This window comes from Actinacidiphila oryziradicis (assembly GCF_005047355.1).
GTDB lineage: Bacteria > Actinomycetota > Actinomycetes > Streptomycetales > Streptomycetaceae > Actinacidiphila > Actinacidiphila oryziradicis.
On the sequence record NZ_SUMC01000115.1, the window covers coordinates 1 to 22,716 of the forward strand.

Sequence of the window (22,716 nt, forward strand, 5' to 3'; positions counted from 1 at the left end):
GCGAGGACGTGCCGTAGGTGCTGTTCGTTGTAGATGAGCAGCCGGTCGGTGCATTCGGCTCGGGCGGTGCGTATGAACCTTTCGATGTGGGCGTTCATCCTTGGGGCCTGCGGCGCGCTCTTGAGAATCTTGATGCCGTGGGTGGTGAAGACGGCGTCGAATGCTTGGGTGTAGCGGCTGTCGCGGTCGCGCAGCAGGTAGCGGAAGCCGGAGTCGCCGAGGTCGGACAGGAGGTTTCGGGCGAGCTGGGTGGCCCAGGCCGCGGTCGGGTGGGCGGTGACGCCGAGGATGTGCACGGTTCGGGTGCCGACCTCCATGACCGCGAACACGTACAGCCGCTTCAAGATCACGGTGTCGACGTGGAAGAAGTCCGCTGCCAGCAGGCCGGAGGCCTGGACGCGCAGGAATTCGCGCCAGGTGGGACCTCCATGGGGGCTTCGTCGGGGTGCTGGGCCGAGGCCGGCGCTGCGCAGGATGCGGCGGATGGTCGAGGCACCGACCCGGTGTCCGAGGCGCCGCAGCTCGCCCTGGATGCGGGTATGGCCCCATGTCGGGTTTTCGTGGGCGAGGCGCAGGATCAGGGCGGTGAGCTCTTCGGAGATCGGCGGCCGTCCGATGCGCGGCGGTTTCTGCTTCCACTTCCAGTGAAGCAGGCGGCGATGCCAGGTGAGCAGGGTAGCGGGGGTGACCAGGCGGTGCCGACGCAGGTGGGATGGCAAGTACCGGGCGAGGGCTGCGAGCACGGCGCGGTCTGGCCAGGCGAGACGCGGCCGTGCGCCGAGCTGGCGGCACAGCACCGCGTTCTCGTGACGCAGCGCGAGCAGCTCGACGTCCTTGGCGTCCTGCGAGCGGGAGAGCAGCAGGAGCAGTCCGAGAAGCCTCAGGAAGATCAGGTAGAGCATGCGCAACGCCATGCAATCCGAGACTGCCATGATCGTCCGGAACTGCAAAGTGCCTGATCAGAGGCTACGCGCGAGTTCTGGCACCCTACAAGGTCATAGAGGTACTGGTCGCCAACCGGCTCTCCTCGCCCACGTCGATGGTGCGCGTGGAGAACTGGGCACGGACCTGGGCGGTGGAGGAGATGTTCGGAGTCCAGCCCGAGTTGCTGAACGACGACCGGCTCGCCCGGGCTCTCGATGCCATCGCACCGCATCTGGAGGAGATCACCGGCTCGGTCGGCGCCCCGGCACCAGCACCAGCCCCCCGGCCATCCTGATCAACCGAGGAATCCAAGCACACTTACTCGAACTCCTCGGAATCGACGAAACCCGCCCCCGCTGGCTGGAGACCTAAAACCCCATGTGCGAAGTCACCGGCTAGCCGACGAGGTTGGAAGAGACTCACTCAGCGCGTGCACGTCGGCGATATCTGTCACTGGTACCGACCAAGCGGAGCCGCGCTTGACGGCCGCTTGCGGCTGGGCGGAGGCCAGGTGGGACGGCACAGTGCCACCTCCTCGAGTGGCACACCGTCAGGCGCCGTCGGCCGTCAGGCCAGGAAGTCGAGGATCAGAGAGTCCAACTCGTCCGCGTGGGCGAGAGGGAGGGTGTGGTGGGTGGCCGTCGGGAGGACGTGCGTCCGCACCCGCGGGAGCAGGGCCTTCGCGCGCTCGCCGACGGCCGCGGCGTCGTGCGCCCGGCTGCGCGCGGCCAGCACGACGAGCATCGGCACCTCGCACCCGCGCAACCGCTCGGCGGCGGGTGGTCGCGGATCGACGATCTTCCCCCAGCGCTGCTCGGCCCCCAGGGCAGCCAGTTCCGCCCAGCCCTCGTCCACCGTGGCGCCCCCCGTCTCCCACCCCAGGAACCTGTGCCACGCCTGCCGGCTCGGCCGCAGGAAGAGCGGCGCGGCCTTCAGCAGGTAGCCCGCGCGGTACCCGGCGAAGCACCGCGTAGGGTCCAGCAGCACCGCTCCGCTCACCCGTTCTGGCGCGTGCAGCGCATAGCAGAGGGAGAGCCAGGCGCCGTAGGAGTGTCCGCACAGCCCGGTCCGGCCCACGTCGAGACCGGCCAGCACCTCGTCCAGCCACACCATCAGGTCGGCCTCGCTGCGCGCCGGACGGCCGTCCGCCGCGCTCCGGCCCGCCTGGCCGATAGTGTCGACTGCGTGGACCCGGTGCCGCGCGCTGAGCCGCTCCACGTCGGCGAGCCAGACCGTGGAGGTCGCCCCGCCGCCGGGCAGCAGCATCAGCGGTGGCGCGTCCGCCGGACCGCAGGAGTTCACACGGGTCGTGCCATAGGCCGTCGGCACGTCCGCCGACTCGACGGGTACTGGCCAGCGGGCCAGCAGGGCGTCATACGCGGCAGGGAAACGAGCGGGATCGAGCATCGGTACTCCCTCGGAGGATGAAAGCTCATTGAATGATAATCTCACTCGCTGAGATAATTTGGATAGGAGCCCGGCCCTGTGGATCACCGCGACCCGCGACTGGAACTGGTGCACCTGCTGCGCGGCATCACCGTGGAACTCGACTTCTTGGGCGCCGAGTTCGCCGCGCGCAACGGCCTCCATCCCACCGATCTGCGGGCGCTGATCCACCTGCTGGACTTCGACCGGGCCGGCATCGAGGCGACCCCGGGCCGGCTGGGCGACGAGCTCGGCCTCAACTCCCCGGCCGTCACCGCCGTCGTCGACCGGCTGCAGCGGCTCGGCCTGGTCCGCCGCGAGCGCGACGAGCGTGACCGGCGCCGGGTGCTGCTCGTCGTCACCGAGCGGGCCACCGACCTCGGCTGGTCGTTCTTCGGCCGGTGGATCGGCGACATGGTCACCGCGGCCGAGGGGTTCGACGAGGGGGAACTGGCCACGGTGCGCCGCTTCCTCCAAACGGTGGAATCCGTACTGACGACAGCGAGACCCTCGGGCGGACATGGACGCCAGAGCAGCGGGAGCAGATGACTCCGAAGGATCACGGGCGGCCGTACCCGTTGTCAGACAAACAGCGAACCCCGACAAGAAATGATCTTGCCGGGGTTTAATCTCAAGCTAAGTCATCCAGGCTGCGGTCGGGTGCGTGGTCGTCCCGAGGATCCGCACGCGACGGGTGGCGTGCTCGATCACCGCCAGGACGGTCAAGGTCGCCCCGGTCAGTGTCTTCGTCTCGAAGAAGCCAGCGGCGAGGATGGCGTGTGCTGGGGAGCGCAGGAAGCTCGCCCAGGTGGTGTGGTCGCGCTCGGGTGCGGGGTCGATGCCGTGTTCCTTGAAGATGTTCCACACGGTGGAGGCGGCAACCTTGACGCCGAGGGCCGCGAGTCCTGCGGGTGCTGGTTAATCATCCGCCCAGGTGAAGCGCTTGATCGCCGACCTTCGGCCGCGTTTCCCGCCTCACACTGTTGTCTTCCACTGCGCAGGGCTCCGGCGGCATCATGATCTGTCGTGCTGCTGGCACGTCATGAAGGATCACGCCCCTACCGCGAACTCGGCGCCGCCGGTGCTGCTGTCCACTCCTCGGCGCGGCAGCCTGCTGCCTACGGTGTGGCTGAGGAGTCCAGCCCGGTCTCGTGAGCCGGCTGCGGCGGCGTCGCCGTTCGGCTGAACGGATAGCCGCCCATCGCGCGTTTGGCGAAGAGGACTCTCGCGGCGGCGAAGTAGAGGGCGCCGGCGACGACCATCGACGGCAGGGTTGCGGAGGTGTATCGGAAGAGGGCCTTCCCGGCTGTGAAGGTGAGCGCACTCGATCCGCTGAGCCAACCGCCGAGGAAGAGCCAGACGATCATTCCCACCAAGGTGCAGCCCATTGCGACGAGGTTGAACCCACCGGTGAACCGGTACACGCCCTGCGGGTCGTAACAGGCGCGTACGTCGATTCTCTGGCCGCGCAGGAAGAAGTAATCGACGAGTGCGACGGCCCAATAGGGTCCGACGAGCAGGCCCACGAAGACGAGGAGCAGGTTGAAGACCTTCTGGAGTGAGTCGGCGTAGACGAAGATGACGGAGGGGATCGTCACGGCCAGGCAGATCCAGCGGTAGTTGAGGCTCGGGAACGCGCTGAGTATGCCCATGGAGCCGGAGCCGAGCAGGTGTGTGACGGAGGTGACGGTACCGAGCACGATGACGGCGAGAGCGATCGGGCCGAGACCGAGTTGGCTGGACCACTGGGCGGGATCCATCTGGCCTGTCGCGAGAGTGGCCATGCCGCCGACGGCGGCGAAGAGGATCCCGGTGGACGCGAGGCCGAGATAGGTGCCCCAGAAACCTGTCCGCTCCCTGTTGGCGAACCGGTTCCAGGAACCGAGATAGGGGAACCAGGAGATCGAGAATGCGACGATGATCTCGAACGCTGCGGTCCAGTTGGTCGAGCCGTCCCCGGGTTTGGCCACGATCCGGGCGAAGTACCCGCCGAAGGCGAGGCGAATCAGGATATACGCCACGAAGACGAACAGGATCGGTACGGTGATCTTCGAGAGGCGGAAGGCGGCCTTCTGGCTGAACATGACGATGGCCAGGGGAAGCGCTATGCCCACGCTCAGGGCGTAGACGGTGTAATTGCCAGGAATGGTGGATCCGCTCCCGATGCCCTTGGCCACGAGACTCATCGCGGAACCGGCCATCGAGGCGAGGATACCGACCCACCCGAAGTTCACACCGACGAGAACGACCACGCCGTACGCGGAGCCACGCGCCCCGAACGTCGGGCGGAGCGACACCATCTCGTCGAGACCGTACCGAGCGCCACGCTGCGAGTCCCAGGCGCAGAAGGCGAGACCCAGCGTAGAACCGGTGACGGTGATGACCAGCATCGGCCAGAATCGCAGGCCGAGCGCGTAGGAGGATCCGGAGACGAAGTTGGTCAGGAGGACATTGCCGCCGGCCCAGAGCCAGAAGATGGAAGAGAAGCCCGCATACCGGTTCCTGGGGGCGATGGGAGCGATGGTTTCGCTGGTTGCCACGGGTACCTCCGCGGTGCGCTCAAGACAGCACGTACCACACGGTGGCTGCTGTGAAAGGGAGGACGGCGACGAGGATGAGCAGGATCTGGTCTCGCACGGTGACGTCGTGCGATTCCACGCTCCCAGCCTGATCGAGTTGACCGAGTCGATTTCGATTCATGGGTCACCCTTCTTTGGGGTCGAGCAAGGCGAATACCTGGTTGAGAGTGTCGGGCGTGAATTGCATCTGATCCGGAGCGGCCGAACGCCATGACCTGCAGGACTGGCCGCGGAGTTTCTTGACGATCTCCGCGGCGTTGAAGATCTCGATGTCGTACACCCAGTTCGCCATCATCAGGATCGCCGCCTTGTGCGAGCCGCTGTTGGTCGCTGCGCTGATGTCCTTGACGAGGTTGACCTGGTAATCGCGCGCGTAGGCGTCGAAGACAGTCGTCATCAGGCAGCCGTCGGTCACGAAACCACCGATGATGAGGTGCTTGATTCCCAGGCTGCGCAACATCAGGTCGAGTGGTGTCTCGTAGAAACCACTCCAGCGGTGCTTGTCGATGACGATATCCTCCGGCCGGGGTGCGATGGCATCGATGATGTCCATGGCGTCGGAGTCCGACCGGTAGTAGACGGGTTTACCTCTCTCGTCGAGTACCTCCTTGTTCGGCAGGCCGACCGCGTCTGCCCGGCTGATGTGCCGGGTATACAGAATCGGGATTCCCCGTTCGCGGCAGGCCGCGATCAGCGGAACCGTCGCGGCAACGGCTCCGTCCACGTTCTCGATTCCGTACTGGCTCTCCTTCTGCATGTCGATGAGCACGAGGGCGGTCTGCGAGAGTTCCATGGTTCTCCTTGTCTGGCTCGCTGTTACTGCCGACATCGGCTGACGACCGCAACCAGTGGGTCGTGGTTGCGCGGGCGCGGTCCCGGGGCGTGCCCCCAGTGGCCAACGCAATCAGGTTGTCAACCGCCGACCGGCATGCGCCATGATCTACATCACAGCGCAGCGTCAGGGTCGTCGTCCGGCCCGACGAAGCCCAGGTCGGCCAGGGCGCCGAGTCCGGCCTCGCGCAGCTTGGCGCACAGCCTGTCGTGCCGGGCGACGGTGATCTCCGAGGAGCGCCCGGGACGGTGTGCGTGCCGGAAACCTCATCCATGCTGGTTGCAGCTCTGCACCCGCCTGCGGAGGGCCCTCCCCAACCCGGTTGCGGCATCCAGCCCGAAGCACGGCATGATGATCACTCGTGCTGCTTCGACTTGCCTATCTCACGGTCACCAACGCCTTCGCCGCGCTGCGCCTGCTGCCGGTGAGCGACCGGGACAAGGACGTGGAGATCATGGCCCTGCGCCACCAGATCACCGTCCTGCAACGGCAGATCGGCCACGGAAAAGTGCAGTTCGCCGCCGAGGACCGGGCCTGGCGCTGTCACGTTGGCTGATGGGGTGGGATGATCTTCGGGTTGATCGTGGTGGAGGGGAGTCGTCCGTGGAGAGTACGTCGCCGTCGTACAAGGGGCACCGGTACCCGGTCGAGGTGATCTCCCACTGCGTGTGGCTGTACTTCCGCTTCCCGCTGTCGTTCCGCGAAGTCGAAGAACTCATGCTCGAGCGCGGCGTGACCGTCTCCCACGAGACGGTCCGCCGCTGGTGTCGGAAGTTCGGGCAGACCTACGCCAACGCACTGCGCCGCCGGCAGCCCCGGCCCGGGGACAAATGACACCTGGACGAGGTCTTCATCAAGATCAACGGCGAGCTGACGTACCTGTGGCGGCCGTCGACCAGCACGGCAAAGTCCTCGACATCCTCGTGCACAACCGTCGGGACACCGCCGCGGCCAGGCGTTTCTTCCGCCGCCTGCTGAAGAACACGGGCGGCATGCCGCGGGTGATCGTCACGGACAAGCTCCGCTCCTACGGCGCCGCCCACCGCGAGGTCATGCCCTCCGTCGAGCACCGCTCCCACAAGGGCCTCAACAACCGGGCCGAAAACAGCCACCAACCAACGAGGCAGCGTGAGCACGCGATGAAGGGTTTCCGCAGCGTGGGTGGAGCCCAGCGGTTCCTGTCCGCGTTCAGCGGCATCTCACCCCACTTCCGCCCCCGCCGCCATCTGATGACAGCCCCCCACTACCGAGCCGAAATGACCGTCCGCTTCGCCATCTGGGAGCAGATCACCGGCGTCACCGGCCAGCCCGTCGCGCCCGGAGCACAGGCCCGGAACCGGGCCCCACCACGCCCCGACACACCGCCAGACACCCACACACCCAACAACGTGACAACGCCTTCGCGACGCCACCCGCTCAGATGCCGATGACATCTACCGTCTGCTGAGCGGGTTCGTGACGAGTTACCGGCCCGACCGCGCGGTCTTCGACCGGCGCCACGTTCCCTCGGATCATCGAGGCCGCCGCAGGGCGTGCTAGCGGCTGGTCTCGAGGTCGTTGAGGACGGCGAGGACGGGGCCCCAACACATACCGACGGTGTCGCGGTCGGGTACGACGCCGCGTTCTCGCTGTTTGCGCAGGTGAACGAAGTTTCGGTACTCGCGGACGATCGCCATGAAGTCGTGGGCGTCCATCTGGATCCAGCCGCGGGCACGGGCCGTGTCCAGCAGCAGGGCAAAGCTGGCCCGCTCGGGGGCCACCGGCTTGCCGCCTGCCGGTGCAATGCCCTGCTGCAGGGTGGGGTCACGGTAGGTGAGGATGTCCAGGAGAAGTGCTTCGGTGAAGCTGCCGATGCCGATGATGGCCAGGCCGTAGGCGCCGTGGTGTTCGCAGATCTGGCTCTCGGTTACGCGTTCCATGAGTTGCTGGAGGAAGTCTTCGCTGCTGACGAGCGGGCGTATGCGGGCTTCGAGGTCGTCGGGGACGGTGAAGACGGCGGTGTGGCCGTCCGCGCCGAGTTCGCCCAGGACGGGGCGACCGGAGACGTAGGTGACGGCGAGGTGCTCTGCGGCGAGCTGGGTGTTGAGTTCCTGGCGGATGAGGTCGGCGGAGGCGAGACCGTCGTCGTATTCGAGTGGGTCGCAGATGCGGCACAGGAGCCGGGCGACGGCGGTCGGATCGTCGGAGCTGGTCAGAACGTCGGTGAGCCAGGGGATGCGGGGGGAGCCGTCGTACTCCTCGGGTTTGGGCCAGGCGGCGCGTTGCAGGAGTTGGGTGAGTTGGTAGCCGCGGCGTTCGAAGGGGCCGTCGATGTCGACGATGAGACGGGCGACGCGTTCGATTGTGAGGGGGTCGAGAGGTTTCATCGCTGGGTCTCCTTGTCTGCCGCGTGTTGGGCCTGGTCGAAGGCACCGGTGAGGCGTTCGACGATGACGCGGCCGCGTTTTTTGAAGCCGAGTTCGGTGATGGCCTGGGTCATGCGGGTGTCGCGGTCGAGTTGGAATCCGTCGCTCAGCAGCCAGCGCGCCAGGGCCAGCAGGTCGGCGTCGGAGTAGTCACCGATGCGTTCTGCCTGGGGCAGGACGGGGTGAGGGCCGCGTTCGGCCGCGTGTCGGGGCGGCGTCGCCGCAGGACGGGGGGTGGGGTCGGCGGGGGCTTCGTCGGCGTTCCGTACGGCATCGCGCCAGGTGGTCAGGAGCCGGTCGAGTTCGGTGTGCGGGTTGGTGAACCAGTCGGAGGCCCAGATGCGGTGGAAACGCCATCCGAGGCGTTCCAGGTGCGCCTGGCGCAGGCGGTCGCGGTCGCGGGCGCTGGGGGCGCGGTGGTAGCGGTCGCCGTCGGTTTCGACGGCGAGGATCATCTGGCCGGGGCGTTCGGGGTGGCCGAGGGCGAAGTCGATGCGGTAGCCCGATACGCCCCACTGCGGTGTGACGGGGACGTCGGCCGCTTCGAGGGTGGCCAGGACCTGCTGTTCGAACGGGTTGAGATTCCAGTCGGTGTGTGCGGTGCCGGTGCGCTGGAGGTCTCCTCCGTGGGAGCAGTACTCGAGGAAGGCACGCAGCAGTTCGGGGCCGCGGTTGCGGGTGTTTTTGAGTTTTCCGGGGTCGAAGTCGTGGTGGGTGAAGGAGCTGACGACGGTCATCGACTGGCGGGCGCGGGTGATGGCAACGTTCAGGCGGCGCTCGCCCCCGTCGTTGTTGAGCGGGCCGAAGGTCATAGACAGTCGGCCGTTGGCGGCTTTGCCGTATCCGATGCTGAGGATGATGGCGTCGCGTTCGTCGCCTTGCACCTGTTCGAGGTTCTTGGTGAAGAAGCGTTTGCGGGGGCCGGCGTCGGGGCTGAAGAACTCCTGGAGTTCGGGGCGGTCTTCGAGGGCCTGGCGCAGGGCGAGGTTGATGCGGTCGGCGTGGCGCTGGCCCATGGTGATGACGCCGAGGCTGAGACGAGGCTGGTGGGTGGCGTGGTCGAGGGCCAGTTCGACGACACGTTGGACTTCCTCGGGGACAGAACCGCTTTGGCCGAGGCGGGCGTGCGCGTCGACGGTCTCCAGACGGATGGGGCTGTCGAGCGTGGTGCCGGGGAAGGTGACGAGCCGGTCGTTGTAGATGGCGTGGTTGGAGAAGGCGATCAGGCGTTCGTCACGGCTGCGGTAGTGCCATTTGAGGGTGTGGACGTGCGGCAGCCGGCTGCAGAGCATGTCCAGCAGCGACTCGAAGACCGCGGGTGCCGAGTCGTCCTCGGGGTCGTCGTCCCTGTGGTCTGCTCCGCTCAGGACGCGCTGGAAGAAGTCGGTGGGCGGCAGCTGGTGGGGGTCTCCGGCGACGATGACCTGCCGGGCTCGCATGATGGAGGTGATCGCGTCGTGCGGCATGACCTGGCTGGCCTCGTCGAAGATGACGACGTCGAACAGGCGGGTGGCCGGCAGGACCCGGCTGACGACGAGCGGGGACATGGCCCAGCACGGCTTGGCGGCCAGCAGCACGTCGGGAGCCTTGTCCACGAGCCTGCGCAGTGGCAGGTGCCGGGACTTGCGGTGGGCCTGGGCGCGTACCAGGGTGCTTTGCCCGGGGTGGGCGTCGCGGACTTGTCGCAGCCGGGTGGCGACCTCGTAGCGGACGCGCGCAGGGTTGCCGGCCAGGTGGATGGCGTCGTGGTGGCGGAACTGCTCGATGATGTGGTCGTGTTCGAGTCGAGTGAAGGACCGCAGGTGGGCGGAGTGCATTTTTGCCTCGTCGAGGACGGAGGACCGCCACAGGTAGCGGAAGGTCTCGACCGCAGTGTCGGGATCAGCGTGCTGCTGTGCCAGCTCGTCGAGCAGACCCGCGAGGCCGGCGGCTTCGAGCCGGTCGGCGAGCTGGTTGAGCTCGGGCATGCGCAGCAGGGTGTCGCGGTCGCCGTCGAGGCGCTGAATGGTTTCTTCCACTGTGTCGGTGGGTTCGGCGTCCCAGCCTTCCCACCGGACACACAGGGCCACTGCGGCCAGCCGGTCTCGCAAGACGTTCAAGGTGGTCAGGGCCCGGGAGAGTCCGGGAACGGTCCACGGAGTGGTCGTGGTGGCCGACAGTGACTGCCACCGTGTGTGCTGGTCGGCTGCCTGCAGGAGTGCTGCATGCAGCGCGCGGCGTTCGCGCAGGCCGTCCTTGGACAGGCCGCGAGCCCTGGTGAGGAGTGTGCGGCGGCGCCACCAGCCGATGTGCCGGTCGTGCTGCCTGCGCCAGGCCCGGTCGGCTGTCGCGGCGATCAGATCGTCCAGGCCAGGGGCGAAGACGGCCGCCTCGAAGCGGGCCAGCGTGCCGGTGACGTCGTGCAGGAGGGTGAGCAGGGTCTGCCAGCCGCTCAAGTCATCGGCCCGGCGCAGGCCTGCGGCGTCCACCAGGTTCTCGAAGGTGCGGCGGGTGTCGGTCAGTGTCGTGCCGGTGAGCTGGTCCAGGCCCTCGACGACAGCACGCAGTTCGTCGTCGGTGCGGGCCTGGGTGTGGGACCAGGGTGACTCGCCCCGGCGGATCGTCAGGCCTTTTTTGGCGACGAATGTCCGTAGGTCGTGCTCGGTCTGGCGGTAGCGCTCGCCGTGCATCCGGCGCAGTGCGGATCCGCGCAGCCGCAGGCGGGTGTGGTGAGCCGGTGGGCAGCCCATCAGGTAGGTGATCGCCTGGTATGGGCTCACCTGCCAGGGCGGGAGGGGCTGGTGGAACTCCTGTATGTGCCGGATGGTCTGTTCACGGTAGTGGGCCAGGCCGGCGTGGAGGTCGGCCGGGCGGGGCGGGGCTTCTTGGCCCGCCCGCTCCAGGGCGTGCTCCAGTTGCTGGGCGATCTGCCGGCGGCTGAGCTTGTTGCCGTGGAGGTCGAAGACGAGGCTGTCGAGATCCACGAGGGCGAGGCTGTCGGTGACGGCTTCGATCGCGGCGCGTTTCTCGGCGACGAACAGGACCCGTTTGCCCTGGGCCGACAAGATGGCGATCAGGTTGGCGATGGTCTGGCTCTTGCCCGTTCCGGGCGGCCCTTCGATCACCAGGTGCGAGCCGGCGAGGGCGGTGCTGATGGCCCTCTGCTGGGAGGCGTCCGCGTCGTGGACCAGGTACTCCGACCGGGGCGCAATATCGTCGGCGCCGTCCGGCTCGCGACGGCCGGTGTCCTCGGCCAGGGCGCGGTCCGCTTCCTGATCGCCTGCCAGGGCGGCGATGACCGGGTGGCTGGCCAGCAGGTCGGTGGCGTTGCGCAGGTCCTTGACCATGGGCAGCCGGTCGAAGCTGAAGACACCCGCCACAATGCGGTCTTCCAGTTCCACCGTCAGATTGCCGCGCGCCAGGCCGGCGTCGAGGATCCCGTACGCGACGCGGATACGGTCGGCCGGATCCGCGCATTCCTCAAGGGCGGTCGCCACTTTGTCGGCGAGAGCCTCGGTGTCGCCATCCATGCCGTACTGGCGGCTGAGCGCGTACAGCAGCACCGGGTTGATCTCCGCCTCGCCCGCCGCCTCGAGGACGAAGTCGTTCTCGGAAGAGGTACGCGGCTGGATGACCAGAGGCTGGAGCAGCAGCGGGGCGCGCAGCGCCGGCACGGGCGTGATCCCGCGGGTGGGCGGAGCCTTGACGTGCAGCAGACCGAGGGCCAGGCGTCCGGCCTCGATGCCCTGTTCCTCATCGAGTTCGACGGTCTTGCGACGCAGACTCCTCGCCCGGGTGCAAGCGGGTCCATGGTCGGCGGGATCAGGAAACAGGCTGCCCAGGCGAGTCTTGCGGCCGGCCAGGAGCGAGGTCAGGGCTTGCGGAGCAGCGTCGGTCACGTCGAGTGACGCGGTTTTGGTGTCCTTGAAGTGCAACAGCGTGTTGTAGGGCCCGAAATCGATGAGGGCGTCAGCCCACTGTTGTACCCGGGCGGCCACTTTCTCCCTGCGAGCGTGCCGCGCTATGGCATCCACATGTCACTCCGTCTACGGGTTCGTCTGCCGCCGGAACCCGGCCCGCCGAGCACCGGGGCCCACCCCCTACTCCGGGCGAACAGACCAACGTAGAAGGCCACGGCCTTCTGGAACAGGCGGAGTTGGGGCGCACGTGGGGCGTGCATGAAGCACTTCGGGCGCACCGGGGGCGCTCGAAGGCAGGCCCCTGCCGCCGACGGCAACAGGCGGCAGGCCCTGCGACGGCACGAGCCCGTAGCCCCTGAGAAAGCCACGGCTCAGCGAACTTGCTGAGGCGGCCTCCCCACACCTCCCGCGCGTTCGTCGACGCCTGCCGTCGCTCTGGCGTGATCCGGTCGGGGAAGCACGCGCCACCGCGTGATCGACTGAAGATGGGGCCGGGGCCCGCCGCTGTCTCCTGGCCTGAAGCGCTGCGGCGGGTCCCCTTCACACACCCGGCGTTCCTCTGCGGGCAGAGGTTCGCCTTCGCCCTGTGGATGCCATTGGGCCCCTTTTTCGCGTCATGGCGCTCAACGGCATTCTCTGTGCAAAGAGCCACACCCGCCCCTGCAATATCGGCGTCTCCAAATCCCGTCTGTGGAGGCAGAATTGAGGCTGATCCACCCTCCCCGGGGCCCGCTGCCGCCACCGATGTCTCCTGGCCGATTCATGCGCGCGGACGGCGATCCCCCTTCACACACCTGCCCTGGAGGCGCCATGTCCTTGATCTCGCATGCCCATGACCCGGTCCCCGGGCCGTCTTCCGCTCTGCGGTCAACCACGCACGGCCCTGGTGTCCGCCACCCGCTGCACGAGGAACCGGTGCTGCTCAGCGGCTCGGTGATCATTGTGGTGGTCGTGCTGGCCTGCATCGGCTGGCGCGCACAGGAGATCTCCGTGCTGCTGGCCGCTCTCGCCCCGGTGGTCGGCTACCGGTACCGGTCCGGCCGGGCGCAAGCCGAAGCTGGTCTTTTTCGACCGGCTGCTGGTCACCCTGGTCCATCTGCGCCACCAGTTGCCGCACACGGTCCTCGCCGAACTCTTCGCCGTGGACCGCTCCACCGTCTCCGAGGCCATCCGTCAGGTCCGCCCGCTCCTCGCGGCCCGCGGGTTCGCCGTACCCGACCGGGCAGGACTGCGGCTGAAGACCATCGAGGACGTCTTCGCCTATGCCGAGGCCGAGAGCGTCGAGCTGCGGATGGACGGGGCCGAGACCCAGGTCCGCCGCCCTCGGGCGGGGCGCCCGGGCCGCCGGGCGTTCGTCTCCGGCAAGCGCAGGCAGAACACCATCAAGACCACGTTCAGCGACGGCCAGGGCCGCATCCTGCTGTCCGGCATGGTCCGGCCCGGCCGCATGCACGATCAGACCGCCCTACGCACCGAGGGCATCGCCGAGCAGTTCCGGACCCGTCCCACGGTCAGGGCCCGGGTCGACTCCGGGTACCAGGGGCTGGCCAAGGAATTCCCCGACCAGGTCAGCGCACCGCCGAAGAAGCCCGCGGACGAGGCATGCGACGGCGACAAGTACGCCTGGCAAGAGGCCAGGCGCCGCCAGTCCTCGGCCCGCATCTGCGTCGAGCACACCAACGCCGAGCTCCGCCAGCGGGCGCCTCTGCGCAGGTTCACCGGACGGCGCGACACCTACGCCGAGACCCACCTCGCGATCGCCGGTCTCATCTCCGACCGGTCCGCCCAGCGGACCACCCGCCAACCCACGAGCACCGAGCTCGTCCTCGTCCGCGACACCGCCTGCTGATCACCCACCAGCCGAACCGCCAGGCCAGCACGCCCAGACCTCAATTTCCCCCGAGGTCGTAAGCGGGGAAACGGTGGCGGCAGCACGCATGCTGCCGGGCACGCGCGGAATCTGCTCGGCGAGGTGGTCGGCTGCCAGCAGTGGCCAGTGACAGCGCTTGCGGCGCGCGGCCGGGTGGCGTTCCTCGCGACCTCATTGAGGGACTCTGTCGGGGATCTTGAGATTTCTTGATCACTGTCCTTGGCGCCACCAGCGGGGGCGGGGTAAGTCGTTCTCGTCGAGGTACTGCTGGAACGCCGTCGGTGAGCGGGGGCGGTAGGTGGAGTCTGCCGGTTCCTGGGTGCTGAGGCGTTCGACGTTGACGGCGATCGCGGTCAGGACGTGCTGGACGTGGGCCTTGGACACGCCGTGGTAGCGGCAGCGGCGCATCCGGTGGCCGTTGACCAGCTCGTTCATGGTGCCCTCGATGCCGGAGCGTGAGGCGTAGAGCCGCTGCCACTGCGGGTCCTGCTGGTCGCAGCGGTTCCGGGCCTGGAGTTCGTGGAGGTGTTGGGGGAGGAAGTTCACGGTCCGTGCCGCCCCGGAGGTGCACGAGGACTTTTCGGGGCACGGCCCGCACTGCCGCTTGTCGAACCGGACCACCGTGAAAGGGGCCATCGCCGGAAGCTCGTTCCAGTTGCCGCTGACCTGGCCGTTGGGGCAGGTGACCTCGCGGCGCTCGAAGTCGATGACGAAATTCTCCCGGGCGAACCCGTCGCCGGTCTTGCGCTGCCGGGAGTTGTTGGTCCTGAGCGGGCCGACCATGGTGACGCGGTGGGTGCGGGCGGCGGCGTCATGGAGTACGACGGAGGTGTAGCCGGTGTCCACGAGGTGCTCGGCGGGCAGCAGGCGGCGGCGCCCCAGCCGGGTGTGGATGCCGGGCAGGGCCACGCTGTCGCCGGTGGGGACGGTGGTGGCCACGTCCGTGATGACGTTGATGCTGTCTTCGTCGCAGGTCTCGGTGGCATGCGCGAGATAGCCGACCCAGGTCCGGTGCCCGCGGCGCGTGTAGCGGGCCTCGAGGTCGTAGGGCGACTCGATGCGCCGGCCGGTGGGCGGCAGACCGTCCTTCTCGGCCCGCGGACGCAGTCGGCCCCGGGCATCGATGAGGAAGTGCTGCACCATGATCTGACGCAACGCCTCCGCCGCGGGCCCCGGCGCCGCGCCCGGGCGGTGGCCGCGGACGCGCTCGAGGAGGTCGGCGGCATCGTTGCCGGCCTGGTTGAGCCGGGCGGCCGGATGACTGGGCTGGCTGACCAGGCGGACCTGCCGCCCATAGCGCTGTGCCCAGTCCTCGTCCACCAGGCCGTCGAGGAGCTCCGGGGTGGTGCGGGCGCACTCCTCCAGGGCGGCGCGGACCGTCTCCAACACCAGCTCCAGCCGGGTCAGTTCGCGCACGGCGGCCCGCAGGTAGGTGGAGTCGGTACGCTGCCGCCCCCGCGCCTTGACCAGCCCCGCTTCCCTCAGCCGGGCCAGCGCAAGGTCCAGGAGGGCATCGGCGCGGTCGTCCTGGGCCAGCCGGTCGCGGAAGTCGGACAGCACGCTGCGATGGAAGCCGGGATCGTCCAGCTCGAGCGCGAGGGCGTACTTGAAGTCGATCCGGCACCGCACCGCCTCGGCCGCCTGCCGGTCGGAGAGGTTCAGCAGGAACTGCAGCACGCTCACCATGGCGAGCTGGGCCGGCGACAGCCCGGGCCGCCCGTCCCGTGGATACCAGGCATCGAAGTCCTCGTCGTGCCACAGGCCGTCCAGCCGGTCCCGTACCCACATCGCGGTCGTGCCCCGGGGATTGCTCGCCCGCGCCACCCGCGCTGTCGAGGACGGAACTTGCTCACCAGTACGGGGACGGAGAGACACCGGCTCACCTCATGTTCGGCAGTCGACCTTCGGAACCAAGCCGAGCCTGCCCGACGACCATGCGCTTCCGCCCAGGAACCTCAAGATCCCCGACAGAGTCTCTCATTGGTCCCAATCGCGCCCGCGCCCGCGGAGTATGTCACCGTGAGAGACTGCATTTGGGGGTCGGCCGAACGGAACGGGGCCGGCCCGAAGCCGCCCGGAGCTGGCGTCGTGCGTCCGGTGTCATACGTGGAAGAAGGCGTCAGAATGGCTGCAGCGGGGCACGTCGACCGGACCGAGCAGCGCGGGTCCGATGAGGCGGAAGCCCTGATGCGAGCTGTCGAACCACTGGTGGGCGGGCTGGCGGCGACGTTCGGCCCATACTGCGAGGTGGTACTGCACGACTTCCGCCACCCCGAGAACAGCATCCGCGCACTGTCCGGGTCGGTGACCTCCCGGCATGTCGGCGGCGCGATGAGCGAGATCGGCCTCGGACTGCTGGCGCAGGGTGACCAGGCTCAGGACCAGCTCAACTACACCACGCGCATCGCTGACGGCCGCACGGTGAAGTCCTCGACCATCGTGCTGCGCACCGGCTCGGGACAGGTAGTCGGGGCCCTGTGCGTCAACCTCGACATCACCGAGCTGCGGGTGGCCGCCACATCCCTCGCCGCGCTGGTCGGCAGCACCCCCGAGCCGGAGGCCACCGCGATGACGGTCTTCTCCGACGACATCGGCGACGTCATCGAGACCGTGATCGCACAGGAGGAGTCGTTGCTCGGCCGGGTGCTGCCCAGAGACACCCGTAAGGGCCGGCTCGCCATCATCGGCGCGCTGGACTCCAAGGGCGTCTTCAACCTGCCGAGGGCGGCCCAGCAGGTTGCCGCGTATCTCAACGTCTCCCGAGCGACCGTCTACGCCGATCTCAACGCGGCTCGCGGAACCGAAACCGGCGCGTAACAGGATCGACCCAGACTCCTTCTTGACATATAGTCTGAGCACTTGGACAGTATGTCTATCCGGTCCTGGGCTGGCGGAGAGTCGCGCGGAAATCCCGGGCGTCGCCGTTAACCCCCAGGGCGTTCGTCGGCGGTCGCACGGCGCACCCGTTGCGCAACGACCGATAACGAACGGCACCAGTACAAGCGCATTACAGGCGTTGCCGACGTGCGCGACCTGTTGCGCTCATTTTTTGCTGCCAAAAAAGGATTTTTAGGGCTACTCATGAATACCCGGCCGGTCGCACCCAAGCGGTTCTCCGACGCAGACCACCCCTATTCGGCGAGCCGTACTACAGCAGGCTTGATTTTCGTGTCCGGACAACTCGGCGTACTCGACAACGAAATTGTGCCCGGTGGAATCGGCGCCGAGGCCCGGCAGGCACTGGCGAACCTCAAGGCATGCCTGGCCGAACACGGCTGCGGTCCGGCCGACGTCGTGAAGACGACGGTACTGCTGGCGGACCTCGCTGAGCGCAATGAATTCGACACGATCTACGCGGATTTCTTCACCGAGCCCCGGCCCGCCCGGACCTGCTACGCGGCGGGCGCACTCCCCTACGGCGCCCGAGTAGAGGTGGAGGCCATCGCCTCGGCCAGCGTTCCCCATGATTCTAACGAAAGAGTGACATGGTAACCGTCGCCACGCCTACCGGCTCGCCCGGAAAGACCGGTCAGAAGCCGACCCGGAGAGTCCCGGGCCCCCTGGTAATTCTCGGTGCACTGTTTCTCGCGATAGCGGTCACGTCGTCGATCCTTTCGGTATGCGGCGTATCCTTCACCGCTTCCGGAGGAAAGAACACGCCGATCCTCGGCTTTTTCTCCGGCGCGGGCCTCCTGAACCTGCTGACCGGCGCCATCACCAACTTCGTGGACTTCCCCGCCCTCGGAGTGACGCTCACCATGGTCCTCGGCCTCGGTGTCGCCCAGGGAACCGGCGCACTGGAAACAGCGGTGCGGATCGCTTTCTCCCGGGTCCCGGCGCGGATCGTGCCGTACGGCGTGGCCTTTCTCTGCTGTCAGGGACATGTGCTCTCCGACGGCTCCTTCGTGTTGCTGCCGCCGCTGGCGATGCAGATATTCAAGGCCAAGGGACGCAACCCGCTGGCCGGGCTGGTGGCCGGGCTGGCTTGCGTCAGCGTCGGCTACGGCGGCGGTCTGATCTTCGGTACGTCCGACGTGGGCTACACCGCGGTGACCGAGAGCGCGGCGAAGCTCGCCGGTCATGTGCCCGGCTACGTCTCCAACACCGGCGTCACCATGAACTGGTTCATCACCTCCACGATCGGGATCGTGCTGCCGCTCGTGCTCGGCTGGGTGACTGTCCACATTCTGGAACCCCGCATCGCGCCGATCACCGCCACCGACTCCGACACCCTGGACCAGGAAGTCGTCATCACGCGTGCGCAGCACCGGGCGGTGGCGGTCGGCCTGACCGCGGTTGCCGCCTACATCGCGGTCGTCCTTGTCTGGTGGCTGTGGCCGGGCAGCGTGCTGCGCGGCGTCGGCGGGGCGCTGGTGCAGTCCCCGTTCCTCAAGAACCTCGTACCGATCCTGGCACTGGCCTTCGTCATCTTCGGCATGGTCTACGGGCGCGTCGCCGGCATCCCCCAGGAGCAGCGCAAGCTCCTGCCGCTGCTGACGAACTCCATCAGGGAGATGTCCGGCTTCATCGTCATCGTCTTCGTGCTGGCGCAGGTGATCTCGGTCCTCACCTGGTCCAACCTGTCCTCCTTCTTCGCCGTGGGAATCGCCTCGGGCCTCGACCGCATCGGGATCACCGGCTACCTGGCACTGCTCGCGGTGGCGATACTCACCGCGGTGATGAGCGTGTTCATCAGCGGCACCGCGCTGTGGGGTCTGGAGGCTCCGGTGATGGTGCCCGCCCTGATGATGACCGGCCTGGCTCCCGCCGGGCTGCAGGTCGCCTTCCGGATGGCGGTGATGTGGGGGTCCGTCATATCGCCGGCCAACGTGTTCATCTACTTCACCTACAACGAGGCACGCAAGGTCGATTCCGGGATCACCATCGGCTGGCTGATCCGGCGCACCAGCTTCTTCGTCCCCGCAGCCATGCTGACCTGGTTCGCGGTGCTGGCGGTCTTCTACTTCGCGGGGATACCGGTCGGCCCGGGCGTCGGGCTGAAGCTCGGCTGAGCCGTCTGACAGCTCGGGGACCACGGCCAGTCCGGCCGGTCCATTTTGAGAAAGGGAAAGTCCAGCATGCATGACCTGGTGATCAAGAACGGTCGTCTCATCGACTACGCCGGCGATACTGACCGGTTCGCCGATGTCGCGGTGGAGGGCGGCCAGATCACGGCGATCGAGGATTCCATCACCGGGTCGACAAGATCGGTGATCGATGCGGACGGCTGCTACGTACTCCCCGGCCTCGTCGATCTCCACGTCCACCTCGACACCGGCTTCGGCGGCGACGCCGGGCACGCCATGCTCGCGCGAGCCGGGGTGACCACCGCGCTGGACCTCGGGACCCCGTCCGCCGCCGACGTGTTCGAGCTGGCCGACCAGTACGGCACCGGACTGACGATCGCGTGCGTGGTGCGCCTCGTCCCGGGGCTTCAGCTGTCCGCCTCGCCCAGCCGCGGCGAGATCAGGGCCGCGTTCGAGAAGGTCCTGGCGGACGGGGCGCTCGGGGTGAAGATCCATGTGGACTCCGGCTGGGCGGTGGAGAGCGCCGCGGCCATCGCTGAGACAGCGCACGAGCTGGGGGTGTGGCTGGCGGTGCACTGCGGCACCAGCAGCGCCGGCAGCAACATCGAGGGGCTACGCCAGACCATCGAGTACCTCGACGGGCGGCCGGCGCAGATCGCGCATGTGAACAGCTACTGCCGAGGCGACCTCGGCGCGCCCGAGGACGAGGCGCGGGAGGCGATCGAGATCCTGCGCGGCTCACCGCAAGTGTTCGCGGAGTCCTACCTCGCCGAGATCAACGGCAACTTCGCGGGCTGCGAGGACGGGCTGCCCAAGGTGCCCAGGGTGGCCGAGTGGCTGGCGCAGGGCGGCTACCCGGGCACGCAGGACGGGTTGCGGGCCGCGATCTTGGACGGCTGGGCGTCGATCCCGTTTCGCGACGGTGACCACACCGTCCCGTTGTCAGGCCCGGCGGGCGTTCGGGCATGGGAGGAGGCCGGAACGCACATCGGCCTGTGCCTGCCGCTCAACCCGGCCGCATCCAGGGTTCCGCTGGTCGGCTCGAAGAACGACAAGGGAGCCTTCGACGTCGCGGCCATCGCCACCGACGGCGGGGGCATCCCGCGCAACGTCACCGTGCAGTCCGGCCTGTCCCTGGTGGAACTGGGAGCGTTGAGCCTCAAGGAGTTCGTCCAGAAGTCGTCCTGGACTCCGGCGCGCGCCCTCGGACTGCAGACCAAGGGGACGATCGCGGTGGGCGCGGACGCCGATGTCGCGGTCGTCGACCGCGCCTCGAAGTCCGTGGTCTCCACCGTGGCCGCCGGGGAGGTGGTCTTCCACCGCGGCACGGTGATCCCGCGCAGGCCGCGGCTGCTCACCACCGCGCGTGCCACAGCGGGACCGCTCGCGGACGCCATGAGGATCAACCCTGCCGCCAGTGGCCTGTACACCGGCGCGGGAAGGTAAGGAGATGAACCGTCCGATGGAGGAATCCGAACTGCGCGAGCTCGTCCGGGGCGAGCCGTTCGACTCGGCTCTTACCCCCGCCGTGCTGATCGACACCGGTCGGGTGCGTGAGAACATCGCCACCACGCTGCGGTATCTGGGCTCGCCACGCGCCTGGCGGGCGCATGTGAAGACCGCGCGACTGCGCTGGACCGTCGAAGTCCTGCTGGACGTGGGCGTCGCACGCTTCAAGGCGTCCACACTGGCGGAAGTGGAACTGCTGCTGGAGGCCGGCGCGCGGGACGTGCTGCTGGCCTACCCCGCGATCGGGCCAACGCAGTGGCGGCTGGCCGAACTCGCCGCCGCCCACCCCGAGGCACAGGTGTCCACGCTGGCCGACCACGTCGAGGCCGTACGCGGCTGGCGGCCCGGGCCGGTGGCGGCATTCCTGGACGTGGACAACGGCGGCGGCCGCACCGGATTCCCGGTGAAGGACGTCGAGAGGGCCCAGGCCGTCGCCGAGGAGCTGCTCGGGGCCGGCTTTGCGTTCCTCGGACTTCACTCCTATGACGGTCACCTGGCCGACCTCCCGGAGCCCGAACAACGTGATGTAGTCGCCGGAGATCTGCACGACCTCGTACAGCTCGCCGAACAGCTCGAAACTGCTGGCCATACAGTGGGCGAGATCGTAGCCGGCGGCAGCCACACCTTCATACCCGCCGCGGCCACGCCCCTGCCCGCGCCCTGGGACGAGCGGGTCACCTTCGGTCCCGGCACGGTGGTCTACAACGACCTGCGCAGCCTGGACCGGTTCGGCGACAAGGGCTTCCGGTGCGCCGCCTTCGTACTGTCCCGCGTGGTCAGCAGGCAGGAGCCGAACGGGGTGACCCTCGACGCCGGGCTCACGACCATCCAGGTCGACGGCGGCCGGCCGCACGCCCGGGTGATCGGCATTCCGGCTCAGGTCGGGGCTCCCTCCCAGGAGCACCTCAAGGTGACCGTCGAGTCCGGGCCGGTCCCCGCGCGGGGTGACCCTGTCCTACTCGTGCCGCGCCATGTCGACACCACGCTAGCCCAGTTCGACCGTGTCTACCTCATTGGTGACGGCCCGGTCCGGGCGACCACAACGGTCACGCGGCCCTTCTGATCTGAGGTAAAAGTGAACACCGGGGAAGCCCGGTTGCCCGCGACCGGGCTTCCCCGCACGGTCGTGTACCGCTGCCATCCGATATTCCTGGCGCCGACTACCGACTGGTCACAGTCCTGTTCTGCTCGCATGCTTCCTCGTCTGGACGCCTGTCCCGCGTGAAAACTCGGGTTCAAGCTGCTGAGCTGGAGCATTTGCGGGGGCATTGTCAACTTGTCGGGCTGGCGGGTTGGTTGAGGTGTGTGAGTCGTGGTGGGGCCGGGTGACCGGCCCTGGTTCAGGCCGTGGTGGGCAGGGTGGTGACGCCGGTGATGCGGTCCCAGATGGCGAAGCGGACGGTCATCTCGGCCCTGTACTCGGATGCGGCCATCAGATGACGTCGGGGCCGGAAATGGGGCGAGATCTGACTAAATGCGCCGAGGAACTTCTGGGCTGACCGGGGTGAGCGGAAGTACTTCATCGCGCGTTCGCGCTGGCGGGTGGGCTGATGCGAGTTCTCCGCCCGGTTGTTCAGCCCCTTGTGTGACCGGTGTTCCACCGAGCCCATCAGTTCCCGGTGAGCCGGCCCGTGGGAGCGGCACTTGTCGGTGACCAGCACCCGGGGTACCCGGCGCTGCTTCTTCATGAGCTTGGCCATGAACCGCTTCGCGGCCTTCGCGTCCCTGTAGGGTGCCAGAACTCACGCGTAGCTTCTGATCAGGCACTTTGCAGTTCCGGGCGATCATGGCAGTCTCGGACTGCATGGCGTTGCGCATGCTCTACCTGATCTTCCTGAGGCTCCTCGGACTGCTCCTGCTGCTCTCCCGCTCGCAGGAGGCCAAGGACGTGGAGCTGCTCGCGCTGCGTCACGAGAACGCGGTGCTGCGCCGGCAGCTCGGCGTACCACCGCCTACCCGGCCAGCCGCCGCGGGCCTGCGCACTCGAACGTCGCGGCGGTCCGCGTGGTCCTGGCGAAACTGCTGGCCCGTGATGTCGAGCTGATCCCCGAGGCCTCCCGGCCGGTCGTCTTCGGCGCCGACCTGGGACCAGGTGCATGTGGGTGATCCGGCCGCGTACGGCGGGCCCCTGTGGGGTTCCAAAAGTCCCGTACAGCGCCGACCTGCAGCTTCTTCAGCCGTCGTGATCTTCGTCAGGCGGCGTTGTGGTACTCGTGGATGAGTCCGCTGAGGATGTCGTGACGGTG

Annotated in this window: 17 protein-coding genes and 3 pseudogenes; 11 read left to right on the forward strand and 9 right to left on the reverse strand. The window is 68.0% G+C overall.

Translation table 11 applies throughout. The annotated features are described in order from the left end of the window. On the reverse strand, nucleotides 1–914 hold a 914-nt coding region (locus FCI23_RS46805; protein WP_169317294.1), incomplete at its 3' end, for an IS3 family transposase. A gap of 83 nt (nucleotides 915–997) precedes the next feature. Here FCI23_RS46805 and FCI23_RS46810 point away from each other — a divergent pair. Then, nucleotides 998–1,219 (forward strand): DUF4277 domain-containing protein, encoded by a 222-nt coding sequence (locus FCI23_RS46810; RefSeq protein ID WP_265737829.1) that lies wholly within the window; start codon nucleotides 998–1,000, stop codon nucleotides 1,217–1,219. A gap of 272 nt (nucleotides 1,220–1,491) precedes the next feature. Here the strand turns inward: FCI23_RS46810 and FCI23_RS46815 are convergent, their stop codons facing one another. After that, nucleotides 1,492–2,331: an alpha/beta fold hydrolase gene (locus tag FCI23_RS46815; RefSeq protein WP_136730121.1), complete on the reverse strand. Its 840-nt coding sequence runs from the start codon at nucleotides 2,329–2,331 to the stop codon at nucleotides 1,492–1,494. Between the two features lie 78 nt (nucleotides 2,332–2,409). Between FCI23_RS46815 and FCI23_RS46820 the strand changes: the two genes are divergently transcribed. Then, on the forward strand, nucleotides 2,410–2,898 hold the full coding sequence (locus tag FCI23_RS46820) for a MarR family winged helix-turn-helix transcriptional regulator (RefSeq protein ID WP_136730122.1): 489 nt from the start codon (nucleotides 2,410–2,412) through the stop codon (nucleotides 2,896–2,898). Between the two features lie 93 nt (nucleotides 2,899–2,991). Here FCI23_RS46820 and FCI23_RS46825 read toward each other — a convergent pair. The 3 genes and pseudogenes from FCI23_RS46825 to FCI23_RS46835 all read right to left on the reverse strand — a co-directional run. Further along, nucleotides 2,992–3,252, reverse strand: a pseudogene (locus FCI23_RS46825) (integrase); the annotation flags it as partial. Between the two features lie 215 nt (nucleotides 3,253–3,467). After that, a complete protein-coding gene (locus FCI23_RS46830; RefSeq protein ID WP_169317295.1) occupies nucleotides 3,468–4,889 on the reverse strand; it encodes a purine-cytosine permease family protein in 1,422 nt (473 codons plus the stop codon). Between the two features lie 163 nt (nucleotides 4,890–5,052). Further along, nucleotides 5,053–5,721: a cysteine hydrolase family protein gene (locus FCI23_RS46835; RefSeq protein ID WP_136730124.1), complete on the reverse strand. Its 669-nt coding sequence runs from the start codon at nucleotides 5,719–5,721 to the stop codon at nucleotides 5,053–5,055. A gap of 400 nt (nucleotides 5,722–6,121) precedes the next feature. On the opposite strand from FCI23_RS46835, the gene FCI23_RS46845 reads away from it, so the two are divergent. Further along, on the forward strand, nucleotides 6,122–6,316 hold the full coding sequence (locus FCI23_RS46845; RefSeq protein ID WP_136730125.1) for a hypothetical protein: 195 nt from the start codon (nucleotides 6,122–6,124) through the stop codon (nucleotides 6,314–6,316). Then, nucleotides 6,316–7,049: pseudogene (locus FCI23_RS46850) on the forward strand (IS6 family transposase); the annotation flags it as partial. The gene FCI23_RS46845 and the pseudogene FCI23_RS46850, both read left to right, overlap by 1 nt. Nucleotides 7,050–7,295: 246 nt before the next feature. On the opposite strand, the gene FCI23_RS46855 reads toward FCI23_RS46850, so the two are convergent. Together FCI23_RS46855 and FCI23_RS46860 are read right to left on the reverse strand one after the other, a co-directional pair. Continuing rightward, nucleotides 7,296–8,126, reverse strand: coding sequence for a hypothetical protein (locus FCI23_RS46855; protein WP_136730126.1), 831 nt, complete (start codon nucleotides 8,124–8,126; stop codon nucleotides 7,296–7,298). Continuing rightward, entirely contained in the window at nucleotides 8,123–12,178 is a 4,056-nt protein-coding gene (locus tag FCI23_RS46860; RefSeq protein WP_136730127.1) for an AAA domain-containing protein, read from the reverse strand. The genes FCI23_RS46855 and FCI23_RS46860 overlap by 4 nt, the downstream gene beginning before the upstream one ends. Before the next feature lie 826 nt (nucleotides 12,179–13,004). Between FCI23_RS46860 and FCI23_RS46865 the strand changes: the two genes are divergently transcribed. Next, nucleotides 13,005–13,913, forward strand: a complete 909-nt coding sequence (locus tag FCI23_RS46865; RefSeq protein WP_211265782.1) for a transposase family protein — start codon at nucleotides 13,005–13,007, stop codon at nucleotides 13,911–13,913. Between the two features lie 231 nt (nucleotides 13,914–14,144). Here FCI23_RS46865 and FCI23_RS46870 read toward each other — a convergent pair whose 3' ends face one another. Further along, complete coding sequence (locus FCI23_RS46870; protein WP_136730128.1) at nucleotides 14,145–15,809, reverse strand: IS1182 family transposase; 1,665 nt, start codon at nucleotides 15,807–15,809, stop codon at nucleotides 14,145–14,147. Nucleotides 15,810–16,058: 249 nt separating this feature from the next. Here FCI23_RS46870 and FCI23_RS46875 point away from each other — a divergent pair, with 249 nt between their 5' ends. From FCI23_RS46875 to FCI23_RS46895, 5 genes are all read left to right on the forward strand, one after another. Continuing rightward, complete coding sequence (locus FCI23_RS46875) at nucleotides 16,059–16,751, forward strand: helix-turn-helix transcriptional regulator (RefSeq protein WP_136730129.1); 693 nt, start codon at nucleotides 16,059–16,061, stop codon at nucleotides 16,749–16,751. 207 nt (nucleotides 16,752–16,958) lie between these two features. Next, nucleotides 16,959–17,426 carry a RidA family protein gene (locus FCI23_RS46880; protein ID WP_211265783.1) on the forward strand — a complete coding sequence of 156 codons (468 nt, stop codon included), beginning with the start codon at nucleotides 16,959–16,961 and terminating at the stop codon, nucleotides 17,424–17,426. Further along, nucleotides 17,420–18,946 (forward strand): AbgT family transporter, encoded by a 1,527-nt coding sequence (locus FCI23_RS46885; RefSeq protein ID WP_136730130.1) that lies wholly within the window; start codon nucleotides 17,420–17,422, stop codon nucleotides 18,944–18,946. Before FCI23_RS46880 ends, FCI23_RS46885 begins: the two co-directional genes overlap by 7 nt. A gap of 66 nt (nucleotides 18,947–19,012) precedes the next feature. Beyond that, on the forward strand, nucleotides 19,013–20,407 hold the full coding sequence (locus FCI23_RS46890; protein ID WP_136730131.1) for a dihydroorotase: 1,395 nt from the start codon (nucleotides 19,013–19,015) through the stop codon (nucleotides 20,405–20,407). A gap of 4 nt (nucleotides 20,408–20,411) precedes the next feature. Beyond that, on the forward strand, nucleotides 20,412–21,533 hold the full coding sequence (locus FCI23_RS46895) for an alanine racemase (protein WP_136730132.1): 1,122 nt from the start codon (nucleotides 20,412–20,414) through the stop codon (nucleotides 21,531–21,533). Between the two features lie 277 nt (nucleotides 21,534–21,810). Here the strand turns inward: FCI23_RS46895 and FCI23_RS46900 are convergent. Then, nucleotides 21,811–22,197, reverse strand: a pseudogene (locus FCI23_RS46900) (DDE-type integrase/transposase/recombinase); the annotation flags it as partial. Nucleotides 22,198–22,274: 77 nt separating this feature from the next. On the opposite strand from FCI23_RS46900, the gene FCI23_RS46905 reads away from it, so the two are divergent. Next, nucleotides 22,275–22,514 carry a hypothetical protein gene (locus FCI23_RS46905; protein ID WP_136730133.1) on the forward strand — a complete coding sequence of 80 codons (240 nt, stop codon included), beginning with the start codon at nucleotides 22,275–22,277 and terminating at the stop codon, nucleotides 22,512–22,514. Nucleotides 22,515–22,716 lie beyond the last annotated feature (202 nt).